This is a genomic window from Micromonospora sp. WMMD882, from assembly GCF_027497255.1.
Taxonomy (GTDB): Bacteria; Actinomycetota; Actinomycetes; order Mycobacteriales; family Micromonosporaceae; genus Micromonospora.
Window position 1 is genome coordinate 2,468,641 of the sequence record NZ_CP114903.1, and the last position, 15,118, is coordinate 2,483,758.

A 15,118-nucleotide genomic window follows, 5' to 3' on the forward strand; every position below is an offset into this window, starting at 1 on the left:
GACATGCGTGGCACCCTGGTCCGGAAGCTGCTCGCCCGGGTCCTCACCGTGGGCCTGGCGGTGCTGGCCTTCCTCGTCCTGCTGCTGACCGGCGCGACCGTGCCGGGGCTGCTGCTCGCGGTGGCCGCCCTCGGGGCCGGGGCGTGGGAACGGCGGGTCCGCCCCGGCGCCGACCTGGCCGCCGAGTCCGTGCTGGTCGCGGCGGGCGTCCTGATCGGGTACGCCCGTCGCCTGGACGCCGGCTTCGACCCGGCGTTGGCCGCCGCCGGGCTGACGCTGCTGGCCCTGGTGCTGCTGGACGGGCCGCTGCGCGCCGCCGGCGGGTTGGAGATCCGCGTCGCGAACCTGCCGGTGCGGGCCGGGCTGACCGCCGGGCACGTCGGCGTCGCCGTCCCGGCGCTGGTCGCGGCGGTCGCGCTCGGCGCGCTGCTGGCCCTGCCCACCTGGTACGCGCTGCTGGTGAGCCTGCTCGTCGGCGCGCTGGCCGGGGTGGTCGGGCTGCGACTGGCCCGGCGGCGGTTCCGCCCGTCGGCGGCGGCCAGCCCGGTGACCCGCGCGCTGCGCGAGCACCAGCCGGAGTTCCTGTTGTACTTCTCCGCCCCGCCCGGCTCGGAGTACCAGGTCACCATGTGGCTGCCGTACCTGGAGCGGATCGGCCGGCCGTTCCTGGTGCTGCTGCGCGAGCCGGAGTTCCTGGCCCCGATCGCGGCGGCCACCCGCGCCCCGGTGGTGTACTGCCCGACGCTGAAGGCGATGGACGAGACGCTGACGTCGAGCCTGAAGGTGGCGTTCTACGTCAACCACGGCGCGAAGAACGCGCACTGCGTCCGGTTCACCCAGCTCACCCACATCCAGATCCACCACGGCGACAGCGACAAGGCGCCCAGCGCCAACCCGGTCACCGCGATCTTCGACAAGAACTTCGTCGCCGGGCAGGCCGCGATCGACAGGTACGCCCGCGCCGGGGTGCGCATCCCGGCGGAGAAGTTCGTCATCGTCGGCCGCCCCCAGGTCGAGGCGATCGAGGTACGCCGACCGCCGCTGACCCCGCCGGCCGAACCGACGGTGCTGTACACGCCGACCTGGACGGGCCACCACGCCGACGCCGACTACTGCTCGCTGCCGGTGGCCGAGGCGCTGGTGGGCCGGCTGCTGGCCCGGGGCGCGACGGTGATCCTGCGCGCCCACCCGTACACCGCGCAGAACCCGGCGTCGGCGCGGCAGCTCGCCCGGGTCACCGAGCTGCTCGCGGCGGACCGCTCCCGCACCGGACGGCCGCACGTCTGGGGCGTCGAGGCCAGTCGGACGCTGAGCCTGGTCGACTGCGTCAACCGGTCCGACGCGCTGGTCTCCGACGTGTCCGGGGTGATCTCCGACTACCTGTACTCCGGCAAGCCGTACGTGGTGACCGACATGGGCGCGGACGGCGACGAGTTCACCGCGCGGTTCCCACTGGCCCGGTCCGGCTACGTGCTGCGGCGGGACCTGGCCGACGTGGACGGGGTGCTGGACCGGCTGCTCGGCGACGACCCGCTGGCCGGGGCCCGCTGGGCGACGCGCACCCACTACCTGGGCGACTTCCCCGTCGAGTCGTACGCCGAGGGGTTCCTGTCGGCCGCCCGCGCGCACCTGGGCACGCCCACCGTGCCCGCCCAGCGGCCCCCGGTCCCGGCCGGCCGGGGTCAGGCCGAGTAGCCGCGGGTGGCGATCCAGTCGGCGAGGACGTCGACGGTCACCCAGTACGACGCGGCGGCCGGGTCCGCCGGGTCGGCGATCTTGACGGTCCGGCCGTCGGCCCGGTAGCCGACCACTGTCACGTAGTGGCCGCCGGGGTACGAGTGCCATCCGCCGTCGACGTCGGTGACCGAGCCGGCGATGTTCACCACCGGGGCGTACCCGTTGCCGACGGCCCGGACCACGTCGGCCCGGAGCCGGTCGGTCTGGGCCGTCGTGGCCGCGCCGCCCGGGATGGTGCGGGTCCGGTAGGCGTCCCGGCCGACCAGGTCGTTGAGGACGCGGGTGGTGTCGGCCGCCGAGTTGGTGCCGGACGTCGTGGTGTTCAGCCGCCGGGCCAGGTCGTCCTGACTGCGGACGACGTCCCGGGCGGTCAGCGCGATCCGGGTGGCCGCCGGGCCGCAGTAGTAGTAGGTGGTCTGCGCCTGGTAGGCGACGTCGAGCACCTTCGTCGACGGCGGCTTCGCCGGGGTGGGGCTGGCCGACAGGTCCGGGTCCGGCGACGCGGTGGCCGCCGCCCGCCGGGCCGACGGTCGGGCGGACGCGCCGGGCCGGGCCGGGTCGCTGGCCGACGCCGACGGGCTGACCGGCACGGGAGCGGCCGGCGTGGTCGACCCGCTGGCCGCCGGGGTCGGGCGCACCTCGGCGGTGGCGACGGTGTCGTCCTGCCGGGCCGGCGCGTCCGGGCGGGTGAGCAGCACGCCTGCCGTGGACGCCGCCACCAGCACGGCGGCCGACACGGCCACCCGGTAGGGGCGGCGGGCGAGCGTCTGGCGGTTGAAGGGGGGTGTCATGGGGATCCTTCCGGAGCCGCCTACCGGGTTAGCTGACGGATTCGGGCGGGAAGTTCGCCCTACCACCGGGCCGGAGCCCGGCGGATTCACCCCACATGCGGATGGGTCCCCGGTTCGTGGTCACGATTAGGCGGGTCGGCGCGGCGTCGCCCTCTGCGATCTTCAACCGTGCCGGACGGGCCGACACTAGTGCTCACATATTCCGCTGCCAAGCGTGCTGAGCTGCGTAAACACGCGTCCGACGACGACACTCCGGGCCGTTCCCACGCTGACGCCACTCAATGGGACAGACAGTTTTTCCGGTGTCGCCGGGTCATAACGGGACGCCACTGCCGCAATGGCCCCGGGTCAGTCGGCGCAGAACGGGACGACCGGCGTCGAAGGTCCCGCCCCGACCGGAGTCCCGGATCGACGTCACGATCCGGTCACACTCCGCCCCGACGACGTCCCAGCGCCGGCATCGGCGACCCGGCCACGCCGTGTACGGCAGGAGGCGGCCACCCGGCAAGGTCGGACGCCAGGGGCGGCCGGGCGGGCGGGGGCGGCGGGGGCGGCTGTGCGGGTGGTCAACCCACCCGCGCGGGACGCCAGCGGGCGGCGCCGCGGGCCGTCGCCGGGACCAGCCGGGGCGTGACCGGCGCCGGCCGGATCGCCGCCCGGAGCCGCTCCGCGGCGACGTACGCCTCCTCGGCCAGGCTCCGGGCGGCGGTGGCCGCCACCTCGGCGTGGTGCCAGGCCACCCGCTCCCGCTCGGCGACCGCACGGTACTCGGCGCGGCGCAGGTCACGGACCACCCGGTGCAGCACGGCCTCCTGCTCGGCCGGGTGCAGCCGGGGGTCCCAGCCGTGCCGGTGGGCGAACACGTCGCTGAGGTGCCGCACCGACAGGTCACCCTGCCAGTACGCGGCCATCGCGGCCCGGTGCAGGTACCGTTCCCGGGCCGCGTACTCGGCCGGGGTGCGCGGCGCACGCGGGGCGGGCAGCGCGGCGGAACCGACGAACCGGCGGGCGGCGGTCTCCGCCTCGTCGTACGCCTGCCAGGCCCGCTCGACCTGCTCCTGGGCGGTCAGCCAGTCGGCGCGTCGGCGTCGGGCCGACTGCGCCGCGCCGGTCGCCGCGACGGCCACCTCCTCGGCGTACCGGCGCAGGTCCGCCGGATCGGGCCGGGGGGTCGGGGCAGCCGCCGGGGACCCGGCCGACGCAGGGACAGCCGGCAGCCGGGCCGGATCCCGCTCCGGCCGGGCGACCAGGACGGTGAGCACGGACAGGGCGAGCACGAGCAGGGCGGACCAGATGGCGGCCGCCCGGGGCACATCGATCAGGAACTCGTAGAGAACGACGTCCATCGTCGGCACCTCACGGAACAGGGAGCGGGCGGATCGCACGACCGCCGGCGCGGGCGGGCCGCCGTCGGGCACGTGCGGGGTGAGGTCGTCGGATCGTCCGGCCCGGGGCGGGTCACCGGGCGGACGGCTCAGCCCGGCGGCGGCGCGCGCGGACCGGCGACGCCCGGTGTCCCGCCGACCAGCGGACGGACCGGGGCGTGCTCGGTGGCGGCCGGGGCGCCGGACCCGCCGCCGGTCGGGCCGGCGGACCGCCGCGCCGCGCGCTCGTCCCGGTCGGTGGCCCCGGACCAGCGGAAACCGGCCACCGGGGCGGCGCCGCGGGCGGCGGTCGCGCCGGGAACGCCAGCGGCCGGGACGGCGGGGACGGGCACGTTGCCGGGTGGGGCCGACCAGCCCCGGGTCGGCCCGACGGTCGGGCCGGTGGGCGGCGCGGGTTCGAGCCTGAGCGCCTGGCGCGTCGGCGCGGGAGCGGCCCCGGACCAGCCCGACGGGCCGCCGGTGGCGAGGCCACCGCTCAGCGCCAGGGCCACCGCCACGGCCAGGCCGGTGAGGAGCCGGAACGCCCGGCGCGCCGACCACCACCGGGGGCGGTCGAACGCGACGGGGAGCACGAGGAGCAGATTACCCCGGCCGACGGGCGCCCGCGTCGACGGCGGGCGTGTCGGCCACCGACCCGCCGGCCCCGGGCTCGGAAGCCGTGTCGGGGGCCGACTCCGGGTGGGGGGCCGCTCCGGTGTGGGGGGTCGACGCCGTGTCGGGGGGCGGCGTCGGGCCGGCCGTCGACACGCGGCGGCGGCGCGACGCCAGCAGGCGCATCATCGGGGTCTCCACCCCGCGGTACAGCAGCCAGGCCAGCAGCAGGTTCAGCAGCAGGAAGCCGACCACCACCAGCGGGCCCGTCCAGCCGGTGAAGCCGACGCCGTGGTGACCGGTCAGCCGCAGGATGGTGATCATCACGAACACGTGCACCAGGTAGAACGCGAAGGAGACCTCGCCGAGCCAGACCAGCGGCCGGGACCGCCACGGCGAGGGCAGCCCGCGCACGTCGGCCCGGGCCGCCGACGTGATGACCAGGATGTACATGGCGGCCAGCAGCGCCGCCCACAGCTCCGCCCGGATCCACTCGCTGGCCACCAGCCAGGTCACCACGAAGATCACGGTGGCCAGCGGCAGCCCCGGGCCACGCCAGTGCCCGCGCCGCATCAGCTCGGCGGCGGCCACCCCCATCCAGAACTCGGTCGACCGCACCAGCGGAAAGACCTGGGTGAACCACCAGCGGTGCTCCTCGGGCACCAGGAGCTGACCCGGCCAGAGGGCCAGGATCACCAACGGCACCGCGACCACCACGACCCACAGCGCCCAGGACGGCGTCCGGCGCAGCACCGGCAACGCGAACGGCAGGCAGAGGTAGAAGAACAGCTCGCAGGAGAGCGACCAGCTCACCGTGTTGACGCTGTAGAAGTAGCCCGGGGTCGGGTTCCAGGCCTGGATCAGGAAGAGGTTCTGCACGGCGGCCGAGCCGTTGAACGGGTCGGCGAACCAGAGCCCGACCAGCAGCACCAGCGCCCACAGCACCACGTGGTTCGGATAGATCTTGGCCAGCCGGCGTCGCCAGAAACGCCACTTCGTGTCCTGCGGCCGGGCCGACCAGACCAGCACGAAGCCACTGAGGATGTAGAAGAACTGCACCCCGGACAGGCCAAGGGTGAAGAGCTGGTCCACCACCGCCTTGTGGCTCGGCTCGGCGACGATCCGCATCGTCCCGGCGTGGAAGCCGAAGACCAGCATCGCCGCGATCCACCGCAGACCGGTCAGGGAGGGCAGCCGGTGCGCCGCCGGGTCGACACCGGCCGTCGGGGTGAGGCTGGTCATGACACCGCCCGCGGGTACGGCTCGCGGAGGGGCATGCGGTTCTCCCGTCGGTCGATCGGCGTACGCCGGGGGGATGGTCGGCCGGGGCGGTCGGAAGCCGCCCGCCGGGCACCCTACCCCGACCGACGCTCGTACGGGTGTTCGATCAGGGCGGTACCATCCAGCCATGACACACGTCGGGTACCAGCCGTCGATGCTGGATCTCGCCGACGCGGGCGCCACCCTGGGGCCGCTCGCCGGTCGGGTGCGCCGGCACGGGCTGACCCGGGGCGCCTGGGTCGACCACCTGCCCGGCTGGGTGCGCGGCTCCGACCCGGTGCTGGCCACGCTGCTGACCGAGGTGCCCTGGCGGGCCGAGCGCCGCCGGATGTACGACACCGACGTGGACGTCCCCCGGCTGCTCTGCTGGTACGCCGCCGGTCGCCCGCTGCCCCACCCGCTGCTCACCGGGGCCCGCGCCGCGCTCAACCGGCACTACGCCGACGAGCTGGGCGAGGAGTTCACCACCGCCGGCCTGTGCCTGTACCGCTCCGGGCGGGACAGCGTCGCCTGGCACGGTGACACCCGGGGCCGCTCCGCGCACGCCGACACGATGGTGGCGATCGTCTCCTTCGGCTCACCCCGGCCGCTGCTGCTGCGTCCCCGTGGCGGCGGGGCCGGTCTGCGCTTCCCGCTCGGGCACGGCGACCTGGTCGTGATGGGCGGCTCCTGCCAACGCACCTGGGAGCACGCCGTCCCGAAGACCACCCGGCCGGTCGGCCCCCGGGTCAGCGTCCAGTTCCGGCCCGCCGGCGTCGCCTGACCGGGCTCTGCTAGAAACGTCCAGGGTCGTTCGCCGTCCCCGCCTGATCCCCGACGCGAAGGGCACGCGCGCCATGACCCAGCCATCCCCCACCGAGACACCGTCCCGCTGGTCGCCCTGGCGGCTGCACGGCGACGGCCGCACCGTACGCCCCGGCGACGTGGTCGCCCCGGAGGAACGGCTCTCCTGGTCCCGTACGGTGGGCATCGGCGCCCAGCATGTGGTGGCGATGTTCGGGGCGACCTTCACGGTGCCGCTGATCACCGGCTTCCCGCCGGCCACCACGCTGTTCTTCTCCGGGCTGGGCACCCTGCTGTTCCTGGTGATCACCGGCAACCGGCTGCCGTCGTACCTCGGCTCGTCGTTCGCGTTCATCGCGCCGGTGCTGGCCGCGAAGGCCGGCGGCGACCTCGGCCCGGCGCTCGGCGGCATCGTGGTCGCGGGCGTGGCGCTGGCGCTGGTCGGGCTGGTGGTGCAGGTGGCCGGGTCGCGCTGGATCGACGCGTTGATGCCCCCGGTGGTGACCGGCGCGATCGTCGCGCTGATCGGCCTCAACCTCGCCCCGGTCGCCTGGGACGGCAACGGCAGCGGCACCGGCGTCAAGGCCCAACCGCTGGTCGCGGTGGTGACCTTGGTGGCGATCCTGCTGGCCACGGTGGCCTTCCGGGGTTTCCTCGGCCGACTGTCCATCCTGCTCGGGGTGGTCGTCGGCTGGCTGTTCGCCGCCGCCACCGGCGGGCTCGACCCGGCGACGCTGACCAGCCTGCGGGAGGCCGCCTGGGTGGGGCTCCCCGAGTTCCACGCGCCCACCTTCAGCGTCCGCGCCGCGGTGCTGGTGATCCCGGTGATCCTGGTGCTGATCGCGGAGAACGCCGGGCACGTCAAGGCGGTGGCCGCGATGACCGGCCGCAACCTGGACCGGCACCTGGGTCGGGCGTTCCTCGGCGACGGGGTGGCGACCGTGCTCGCCGGCGCCGGCGGCGGCTCCGGCACCACCACCTACGCGGAGAACATCGGCGTGATGGCGGCGACCCGGGTCTACTCCACCGCCGCCTACTGGGTGGCCGGGCTGGTCGCGGTGCTGCTCGGCCTCAGCCCGAAGTTCGGCGCGCTGATCCTGACCGTGCCGGCCGGGGTGCTCGGTGGCGCGACCACCGCCCTGTACGGCCTGATCGCCATCCTCGGCGCGCGCATCTGGATCGAGAGCCGGGTCGACTTCCACGACCCGGTCAACCTGTTCACCGCCGCCGTCGCGGTGATCATCGGGGCCGCCGACTACACACTCGTCACCGGCGACCTCTCGTTCAACGGCATCGCCCTCGGCACCGCCGCCGCCCTGCTGATCTACCACGGCATGCGCGCGGTGAACCGCCTCCGCGCCCCCTGAACCCCCGTACGCCCACCCACCCGACACGCCCGCCGGCCCGCCGCTGTCGATCACAAGGTTCTGGTCCGGGACCGGCGTCCCGGAGGGCGCGAACCTCTTGGTCGACAGCGGCGGGTGGGGTGGGAGGTCAGGCGCGGGAGAGGTGGTGGCCGAGGATGGCGGGGCCGAGCATCACGGCGAAGCCGGAGCCGTCCCGGCGGGGGTCCTCGGCCGGCAGCTCCACCGGGTCGCCGGTGGCGGTGCAGCCCACCGGTCGGGGGCCGACCCAGGCCGCCACCAGATCCGTCTCACCCTTGAGGAAGCGCTGCGCGCGCACCCCGCCGGTCGCCCGTCCCTTGGCCGGGTACGCCGCGAACGGCGTCACCTTGACCGTCGCCCCCGTCGAGGTGACCACCATGGGCGCGCCGTGCTCCGGGTCGTCGGTGCGGACCGCGCCGAAGAACACCACCCGCGCGCCGGCCGGCAGGTTGACGCCGGCCATCCCGCCGCCCCGCGCGCCCTGCGGACGGACCAGGCTCGCCGGGAACCGCAGCAGCGCCGCCTCGGACGAGACGAACGTCAGCGCCTCGGAACCGTCGGACAGCCAGGTCGCGCCGACCACCTCGTCGCCGTCGCGCAGGCCGATCACCTCGAACTCGTCGGAGCGCACCGGCCAGTCCGGGGCGCACACCTTGACCACGCCCTGCCTGGTGCCCAGGGCCAGGCCGGGCGAGCCCTCGGCGGCCGGGCCGAGCGGGGCCAGACCGACCACGGTCTCCCCCGCCGCCAACGGCGCCAGCTCGGCGGCGGACATCCCGCCGCTGAGCGACACCGTGCCGGAGTGCTCGGGCAGCACCGGCAACGGCAGCACGTCCACCTTGAACGCCCGGCCGGCGCTGGTCACCAGCAGCACCCGGCCGCGGGCCGTGGAGTGCGCCAGCGCGCGTACCGCGTCGTGCCTGGTCCGGCCGCGCCGGACCCGCCCCTCGGCGGCCTCCTCCGACTCGGCCGCGGTCCGGGCGATCAGCCCGGTGGCGGAGAGGATCACCTGGCACGGGTCGTCGGCGACCTCCAACGGCCCGGCCGGCGCGGACGCCGCCAGCACCTCCTTGAGATCGCCGTCGACCAGGGTGGTGCGGCGTGGGGTGGTGGACTGCTTCGCCACCGCGGCCAGCTCGTCGGAGACGAGCTTCTTGAGCACCTTGTCGTCGTCGAGGATGCGGGACAGCTCGGCGATCTCGCCGCGCAGTTTCTCCTGCTCGGCCTCCAGCTCGATCCGGTCGTACTTCGTCAGCCGGCGCAGCGGGGTGTCGAGGATGTAGGTGGCCTGGATCTCGGAGAGCTTGAACCGCCGCATCAGGCCGTCCTTGGCGTCCTGGGCGTCCTCGGCGGCCCGGATCAGCCGCACCACCTTGTCGATGTCGAGCAGGGCGACCAGCAGGCCGTCGACCAGGTGCAGCCGTTCGGCACGCTTGCGACGGCGGTACGCGCTGCGCCGGGTCACCACCTCGTACCGGTGGGCGAGGAACACCTCCAGCAGGGCCTTCAGCCCGAGGGTGCGCGGCTGCCCGTCCACCAGGACGAGGTTGTTCACGCCGAAGGACTGCTCCAGCGGGGTGAGCCGGTACAGGTCGGCCAGCAGCGCCTGCGGGTTGACCCCGACCTTGCACTCGACGACCAGTCGGGTGCCGCTGTCCCGGTCGGTGAGGTCCTTGACGTCGGCGATGCCGGTGAGCCGCTTGGTCTTCGTCACCTCGTTGGTGATCGCGGCGATGACCTTCTCCGCGCCCACCCCGTACGGCAGCTCGACCACGGTGATCGCCTGGCGGCCCCGGCTGCCCTCGACCGGGCCGATCTCCACCTTGCCGCGCATCCGGACCACGCCGCGCCCGGTCTCGTACGCCCGGCGGACCTCGTCGAGGCCGAGCAGCAGGCCGCCGGTGGGCAGGTCGGGGCCGGGCACGAACTCCATGAGCTTGTCCAGCGTGGCGTCCGGGTACCGGATCAGCCAGCGGGCGGCCTGGACGACCTCGCCCAGGTTGTGCGGGATCATGTTGGTTGCCATCCCGACGGCGATCCCGGACGCGCCGTTGACCAGCAGGTTCGGGAAGGCGGCCGGCAGCACGGTCGGCTGGGTCAGCGAGCCGTCGTAGTTCGGCTCGACGTCGACGGTCTCCTCGCCCAGCTCGCCGACGAGCTGCATGGCCTCCCGCGACAGCCGGCACTCCGTGTAGCGCGCCGCGGCCGGGCCGTCGTCCGGGCTGCCGAAGTTTCCATGCCCGTCGATGAGCGGGACGTTGAGGGAGAAGTCCTGGGCGAGCCGGACCAGGGCGTCGTAGATGGCCGTGTCGCCGTGCGGGTGGTAGCGGCCCATCACGTCGCCGACCACCCGGGCCGACTTGACGTGCGCCCGCTCCGGCCGGAACCCGGACTCGTGCATCGAGTAGAGGATGCGGCGGTGCACCGGCTTGAGGCCGTCCCGGGCGTCGGGCAGGGCACGCGAGTGGATGACCGAGAAGGCGTACTCCAGGTAGGAGTCGGAGACCTCGGTGACCAGCGGGTTGTCGAAGACCCGCGCGCCGGCCTGGTCGAAGGAGGCCAGGTCGGCGCGGGGGCCGGTGCTCTTGCGGCGTGCCATTGCTCAGCTCTCTCCCGGGACAGCGGCGGCGCTCGTGGGTCCGTCGCCTGGTGGCCTCATGCGTCGATCGCCTCGCGGTCGACCCGGTCGGCGGAGGAGATCAGCCAGTTGCGGCGCGGCTCGACCTTCTCCCCCATCAGCAGGTCGAGGATCCGTTCAGCGGCCTCGGCGTCGTCGAGGGTGATCCGGCGGACCGCCCGGGTGGCCGGGTTCATCGTGGTCTCCCACAGCTCGTCGGCGTCCATCTCGCCGAGTCCCTTGAACCGCGGCACCGGTGTGACGATCTGGCGGCCGGCCTTCTCCAGCTTGCGGATCGTGGCCTCCATCTCGGCCTGGGTGTAGGTGTAGACGGTCTGCGGGTTGCGCCCCTTCGTGGTGATCTTGTGCAGGGGCGGCATCGCGGCGTAGAGCCGACCGGCCTCGATCAGCGGACGCATGTACCTGGCGAACAGCGTGATCAGCAGGGTACGGATGTGCGCGCCGTCGACGTCCGCGTCCGCCATGATCAGGACGCGGCCGTACCGCAGCGACGACAGGTCGAACGTCCGGCCCGAGCCGGCCCCGAGCACCTGCACGATCGCGGCGCACTCGGCGTTGTCGAGCACCTGCTGGAGGTTGGCCTTCTGCACGTTGAGGATCTTGCCGCGGATCGGCAGGAGGGCCTGGTACTCGGCGACCCGGGCCAGCCGGCTCGACCCGAGCGCGCTGTCGCCCTCGACGATGAACAGCTCGCTGCGGTCCACCCCGGTGGAGCGGCAGTCGACGAGCTTTGCCGGCATCGCCGCGCCCTCCAGGGCGGTCTTGCGCCGGGCGGCGTCCTTCTGCTGCTTCTGGGTCAGCCGCACCCGGGCCGCGTCGACGATCTTCTGGAGTACGGTGCGCGCCTCGGCCTTCGTCCGCCGGTCGTCGAGCCACCGTTTGAGGTGCTGCTCCACCAGGGACTGGATGACCTTGGTGATGCCGGCCGTGGAGAGCTCGTCCTTGGTCTGCGAGGTGAACTGCGGCTCGGGGATGCGCACGTGCACCACCGCCGTCATCCCCTCCAGGATGTCGTCCAGGGTGGGCGGGTCCTCCTTGGCCTTGAGCAGCCCACGGGTGTTGCGGACGGCGTCGGCGAGGGTACGCGCCAGGGCCCGCTCGAAGCCCTTGCGGTGGGTGCCGCCGTGCGCGTTGCGGATGGTGTTGGTGAAACACTCGACGGTGCGCTCGTAGCCGGTGCCCCAGCGCAGCGCCACCTCCACCTCGGCGCGGCGCTGCACGTTGGACTGCATCACGCCGTTGGCGTCGGCGGCGTTCTCCCGGTACGTGCCCTCACCGGTGATCAGGAGGGTGCCGGAGACCGGCCGGTCACCGGTCGGGGCGAGGAACTCCACCATGTCGGTCAGCCCGGCCGGATAGTGGAACCGCTCCTCGGCCGGCCGGGCCGTGGCCTCCGGGGCGTCCTCGTCGCCGGCCCCGTCGCGGAGCCGGTCGTCGCCGGTCTCGTCGCGGAGCCGGTAGTCGACGCCGGGCACCAGGAACGCGGTGTTGCGCAGCTTCATCCGGACCGCGTCGACGTCCAGGCGCGCGCCGGTCTCGAAGTAGCGGGCGTCGTGCCAGTAGCGGATCGAGGTGCCGGTGCGCTGACCGCGCCGCGCCGAGCCGACCACCTGGAGCCCGGGGCCCGGGGTGAACGGGGCGTCCGGGCCGTCGCCGGCGAAGACCCCCGGCACCCCGTGCCGGAACGACATGGTGTGGATCTTGCCGCCGCGCCGGACCGTGACGTCGAACCGCCGGGACAGGGCGTTGACCGCCGACGCGCCGACCCCGTGCAGGCCGCCGGAGGTCTTGTAGCCCGCGCCGCCGAACTTGCCGCCGGCGTGCAGCCGGGTCAGCACCAGCTCGACGCCGGAGATGCCGGACTTGGCGTGCACGTCGGTCGGGATGCCCCGGCCGTCGTCGTCGACCTGCACCGAACCGTCGGCGTGCAGGATCACGTCGATCCGGGTGGCGTGGCCGGCCACGCCCTCGTCGGTGGAGTTGTCGAGGATCTCGTTGACGAGGTGACCCACGCCACGGCTGTCGGTGGAGCCGATGTACATGCCGGGGCGCTTACGGACGGCGTCCAGCCCCTCCAGGTGGGTGAGGTCGTCCGCCCCGTAGAGAGGCTCAAGCTCTGCGGTCAACTTGCTCGTACTCCCAGGTCTCGGCGGTGCGGGGCCACCCGCGCGAAGCTCGTCGGCAGGTGCCGCGCCGCAGCGAGCCTAGCCGGGCGTACCGACAGGCCGCCGCCGCCCCGCGCGGGGATCGCCCCCACAGACCGGTCGTGAGCTGCCCGGGCGACGACGTCCCGGCCCGCTCGCGGATCGTCCCGCGACCGGTCCGGTCAGGTCGGAGCGGCTGGTCTCCCGCCGCGCCGGCCCGCTGTTCTCGTCGAGGCAAATTGTTACAGGTCGTTGACGCCCCGGAGACAGCCGTGATCTGATCGCGCTCCTAGAGAATCTCTCACATTTCCATCGATGGATGGAGGACGCGATGTCCGTGTTCCGTCGTACCGCGCTCGCGGTGGCGCTGGTCGTGGCCTCGGCCGGGCTCACCACGGCGACCACGCCGCCGGCCCCGGCCACGGCCGCCCTGCCCACGGCCGCGGTGGCGCTCGGCGACAGCTTCGTCAGCGGCGAGGGGGCCGGCGCGTACGCCCCGGTGGTGGACGTCGGCGGGACCGCCCGGTCCTTCCCCGGCTGGTCCGCGCCGAACAGCGACGCCTTCTTCTGCCACCGCTCGGCCAACGCCTCCCTGCACCGGGCCAGCCTGCCGGGCATCCAGGACCGGTTCAACCTGGCCTGCTCCGGCGGGCAGCCCTACGACATCGCCGCCGCCTCGGCCACCCGGGCCAAGGGCCGGCAGGTGGCCGCCCAGCTCGACCAGCTCCGCGCCGTCGGCCGGACCCACGACATCGACCTGGTGCTGGTCGGCCTCGGCTCCAACAACAGCTCGTTCACCTTCGGCTCGGTGGCCGAGAAGTGCGCGAACCGGTTCATCGCCGACGCGTGGACCGGCTGGTGGGAGTTCTGGGCGTACCTCGGCGGACCGGTCCCCCAGCAGCCGTGCGCCGACGCCGACCTGGCCACCGGGGCGCAGCTCTCGGCGGCGATCGCCGAGACGACCAACGCGGCCCGCCAGATCCTCACCACGCTCGCCCAGATCGACGCCGACGGGCAGCACCGGATCGTCTTCCAGGACTACACCAACCCGCTGCCGCCCGACCTGTACCCCAGCTTCCACGAGGAGGACGGCCGCGCCGACGACCGGGACAAGTTCCGTGACCTCGGCGCGGAGCGGTACGCCGGCGGCTGCCCGATCCACCGGGCCAGCCTGGCCCCGGGGCACCGCTTCTCGACCGGCCTGGGCACCCTGGTCAAGTCGGCCCGGGACGCCCTGGCCGTCGAGTTCCCCCGCGCGGACCTGGTCTACCTGAACGTGCAGCGGGCGTTCGACGGGGCCCGGCTGTGTGAGCAGCCGACCAGCCCGTCCGGCACGCTGGCCACCCCGATCCGCCTCCAGGACGGCCCCTCCGGGGTCTTCGTGACCAGCCTCTCCGGCAAAGACAAGATCGACATTCAGCGGATCGCCAACACCTGCGTCAGCTACTTCCAGACCTGCCAGGAGTCGTGGCACCCGAACGCCGCCGGCCACCAGGTGCTCGGGCAGTGCCTGAGCGGGGCCGCCGGCGCGAACGTCCGGGACGTGTCCTGCGTCCGAGGACCGGACGGCCGGATCACCGTGTCCTGACCGTCCCCACCTCCGGCCCCGTCGCCCGCGGCGGGGCCGGTCGCCGTCGCGGACGCCTGGCCACCGCGCCGGGCGCCGGTCCGGTCGGCCGCTGGTGGCCCAGGCCGAGCAGGACCGACCCGGCCGCGCCGGCCGCCAGATCGCCCAACCGCACCTGGTCGAGCACGTCGAGAAAGGCGCGCTGCGCGCGGCGCAGCTCCCCGCGCAGGGCGCAGGCGCCCAGCAGCGGACAGGCCGGCCGGTGACAGTCGACCACCTCGTCGTCACCCTCGAACGCCCGGACGATCGCGCCGACGGTCAGCGCCGCCGCCGACTCGGCGAACAGCACCCCACCGGAGCGTCCCCGGATGGTGACCAGCACGCCCAGTCGCTGGAGCCGTTGCACGGTCTTCGCCACCTGGTTACGTGGCAGGACGAGCCGCTCGGCCAACTCGTCGACCGTCGTCCGGGCCGTGGACGCCGAGGTCAGCATGGCGATCCGCAACGCCGTGTCGGTGGACCGGTTGAGCTTCACCCCACCGACCCTAGCCAGGACGACCGGCCCGTCACCACGACCGGCCGACACGCTTTCGGCGTGGTCACCGGGCGACCGACGGGGACGGATGTGACCGATCCGTTGGTTAGGCCGGGTGGCTGAGGGTAGGGACCTGCGCAGGCGGATCGGGCGTCCACTCCGGTCGGGCCGGACGGTCACGGGAACACCACAGGCGGTAGGGAGCCACCGGCGGTGCGGCAGGCCGACCGGGTCCCGTGGCGGCGTGCGCGACGTGTCGACGCTCCCGGGAGACGGGGACC

At 74.2% G+C, this 15,118-nt stretch carries 10 protein-coding genes, 1 pseudogene and 1 riboswitch; of the genes and pseudogenes, 4 read left to right on the top strand and 7 right to left on the bottom strand.

Features of this window, described 5'->3' with window-relative positions:
- Nucleotides 1–3: 3 nt before the first annotated feature.
- Nucleotides 4–1,695 (top strand): CDP-glycerol glycerophosphotransferase family protein, encoded by a 1,692-nt coding sequence (locus O7606_RS09855; RefSeq protein WP_281598758.1) that lies wholly within the window; start codon nt 4–6, stop codon nt 1,693–1,695.
- On the opposite strand, the gene O7606_RS09860 is transcribed toward O7606_RS09855, so the two are convergent.
- From O7606_RS09860 to O7606_RS09875, 4 genes are all read right to left on the bottom strand, one after another.
- Entirely contained in the window at nt 1,683–2,528 is an 846-nt protein-coding gene (locus O7606_RS09860) for a C39 family peptidase (RefSeq protein WP_281598759.1), read from the bottom strand. The genes O7606_RS09855 and O7606_RS09860 overlap by 13 nt on opposite strands.
- 2 nt (nt 2,529–2,530) lie before the next feature.
- A riboswitch (cyclic di-AMP (ydaO/yuaA leader) is annotated at nt 2,531–2,671 on the bottom strand.
- A gap of 423 nt (nt 2,672–3,094) precedes the next feature.
- The gene (locus tag O7606_RS09865; protein ID WP_281598760.1) at nt 3,095–3,874 is read right to left on the bottom strand and encodes a hypothetical protein; all 780 of its coding nucleotides are present in this window, start codon (nt 3,872–3,874) and stop codon (nt 3,095–3,097) included.
- A gap of 128 nt (nt 3,875–4,002) precedes the next feature.
- Nucleotides 4,003–4,485, bottom strand: coding sequence for a hypothetical protein (locus tag O7606_RS09870; protein ID WP_281598761.1), 483 nt, complete (start codon nt 4,483–4,485; stop codon nt 4,003–4,005).
- Between the two features lie 10 nt (nt 4,486–4,495).
- Nucleotides 4,496–5,746, bottom strand: a complete 1,251-nt coding sequence (locus tag O7606_RS09875; RefSeq protein ID WP_281598762.1) for an acyltransferase — start codon at nt 5,744–5,746, stop codon at nt 4,496–4,498.
- A gap of 166 nt (nt 5,747–5,912) precedes the next feature.
- Here O7606_RS09875 and O7606_RS09880 point away from each other — a divergent pair, with 166 nt between their 5' ends.
- Together O7606_RS09880 and O7606_RS09885 are read left to right on the top strand one after the other, a co-directional pair.
- On the top strand, nt 5,913–6,548 hold the full coding sequence (locus O7606_RS09880; RefSeq protein WP_281598763.1) for an alpha-ketoglutarate-dependent dioxygenase AlkB: 636 nt from the start codon (nt 5,913–5,915) through the stop codon (nt 6,546–6,548).
- Nucleotides 6,549–6,621: 73 nt separating this feature from the next.
- Nucleotides 6,622–7,935 carry a solute carrier family 23 protein gene (locus O7606_RS09885; protein WP_281598764.1) on the top strand — a complete coding sequence of 438 codons (1,314 nt, stop codon included), beginning with the start codon at nt 6,622–6,624 and terminating at the stop codon, nt 7,933–7,935.
- 127 nt (nt 7,936–8,062) lie between these two features.
- On the opposite strand, the gene O7606_RS09890 is transcribed toward O7606_RS09885, so the two are convergent.
- The gene (locus tag O7606_RS09890) at nt 8,063–10,552 is read right to left on the bottom strand and encodes a DNA topoisomerase (ATP-hydrolyzing) (RefSeq protein WP_281598765.1); all 2,490 of its coding nucleotides are present in this window, start codon (nt 10,550–10,552) and stop codon (nt 8,063–8,065) included.
- A 56-nt stretch (nt 10,553–10,608) separates the two neighbouring features.
- Nucleotides 10,609–12,790, bottom strand: a pseudogene (locus O7606_RS09895) (DNA topoisomerase IV subunit B).
- 276 nt (nt 12,791–13,066) lie between these two features.
- Here O7606_RS09895 and O7606_RS09900 point away from each other — a divergent pair.
- Nucleotides 13,067–14,323, top strand: coding sequence for a hypothetical protein (locus O7606_RS09900; protein WP_281598766.1), 1,257 nt, complete (start codon nt 13,067–13,069; stop codon nt 14,321–14,323).
- Here the strand turns inward: O7606_RS09900 and O7606_RS09905 are convergent.
- Nucleotides 14,310–14,837 carry an Rrf2 family transcriptional regulator gene (locus tag O7606_RS09905; RefSeq protein WP_281598767.1) on the bottom strand — a complete coding sequence of 176 codons (528 nt, stop codon included), beginning with the start codon at nt 14,835–14,837 and terminating at the stop codon, nt 14,310–14,312. The two genes, O7606_RS09900 and O7606_RS09905, sit on opposite strands and share 14 nt — an antisense overlap.
- Nucleotides 14,838–15,118 lie beyond the last annotated feature (281 nt).

Coding starts and splice junctions, on each gene's coding strand:
- O7606_RS09865 (WP_281598760.1), bottom strand. CDS start 3,874: ATGGACGTCGTTCTCTACGAGTTCCTGATCGATGTGCCCCGGGCGGCC.
- O7606_RS09880 (WP_281598763.1), top strand. CDS start 5,913: ATGACACACGTCGGGTACCAGCCGTCGATGCTGGATCTCGCCGACGCG.
- O7606_RS09860 (WP_281598759.1), bottom strand. CDS start 2,528: ATGACACCCCCCTTCAACCGCCAGACGCTCGCCCGCCGCCCCTACCGG.
- O7606_RS09885 (WP_281598764.1), top strand. CDS start 6,622: ATGACCCAGCCATCCCCCACCGAGACACCGTCCCGCTGGTCGCCCTGG.
- O7606_RS09875 (WP_281598762.1), bottom strand. CDS start 5,746: ATGACCAGCCTCACCCCGACGGCCGGTGTCGACCCGGCGGCGCACCGG.
- O7606_RS09855 (WP_281598758.1), top strand. CDS start 4: ATGCGTGGCACCCTGGTCCGGAAGCTGCTCGCCCGGGTCCTCACCGTG.
- O7606_RS09890 (WP_281598765.1), bottom strand. CDS start 10,552: ATGGCACGCCGCAAGAGCACCGGCCCCCGCGCCGACCTGGCCTCCTTC.
- O7606_RS09900 (WP_281598766.1), top strand. CDS start 13,067: ATGTCCGTGTTCCGTCGTACCGCGCTCGCGGTGGCGCTGGTCGTGGCC.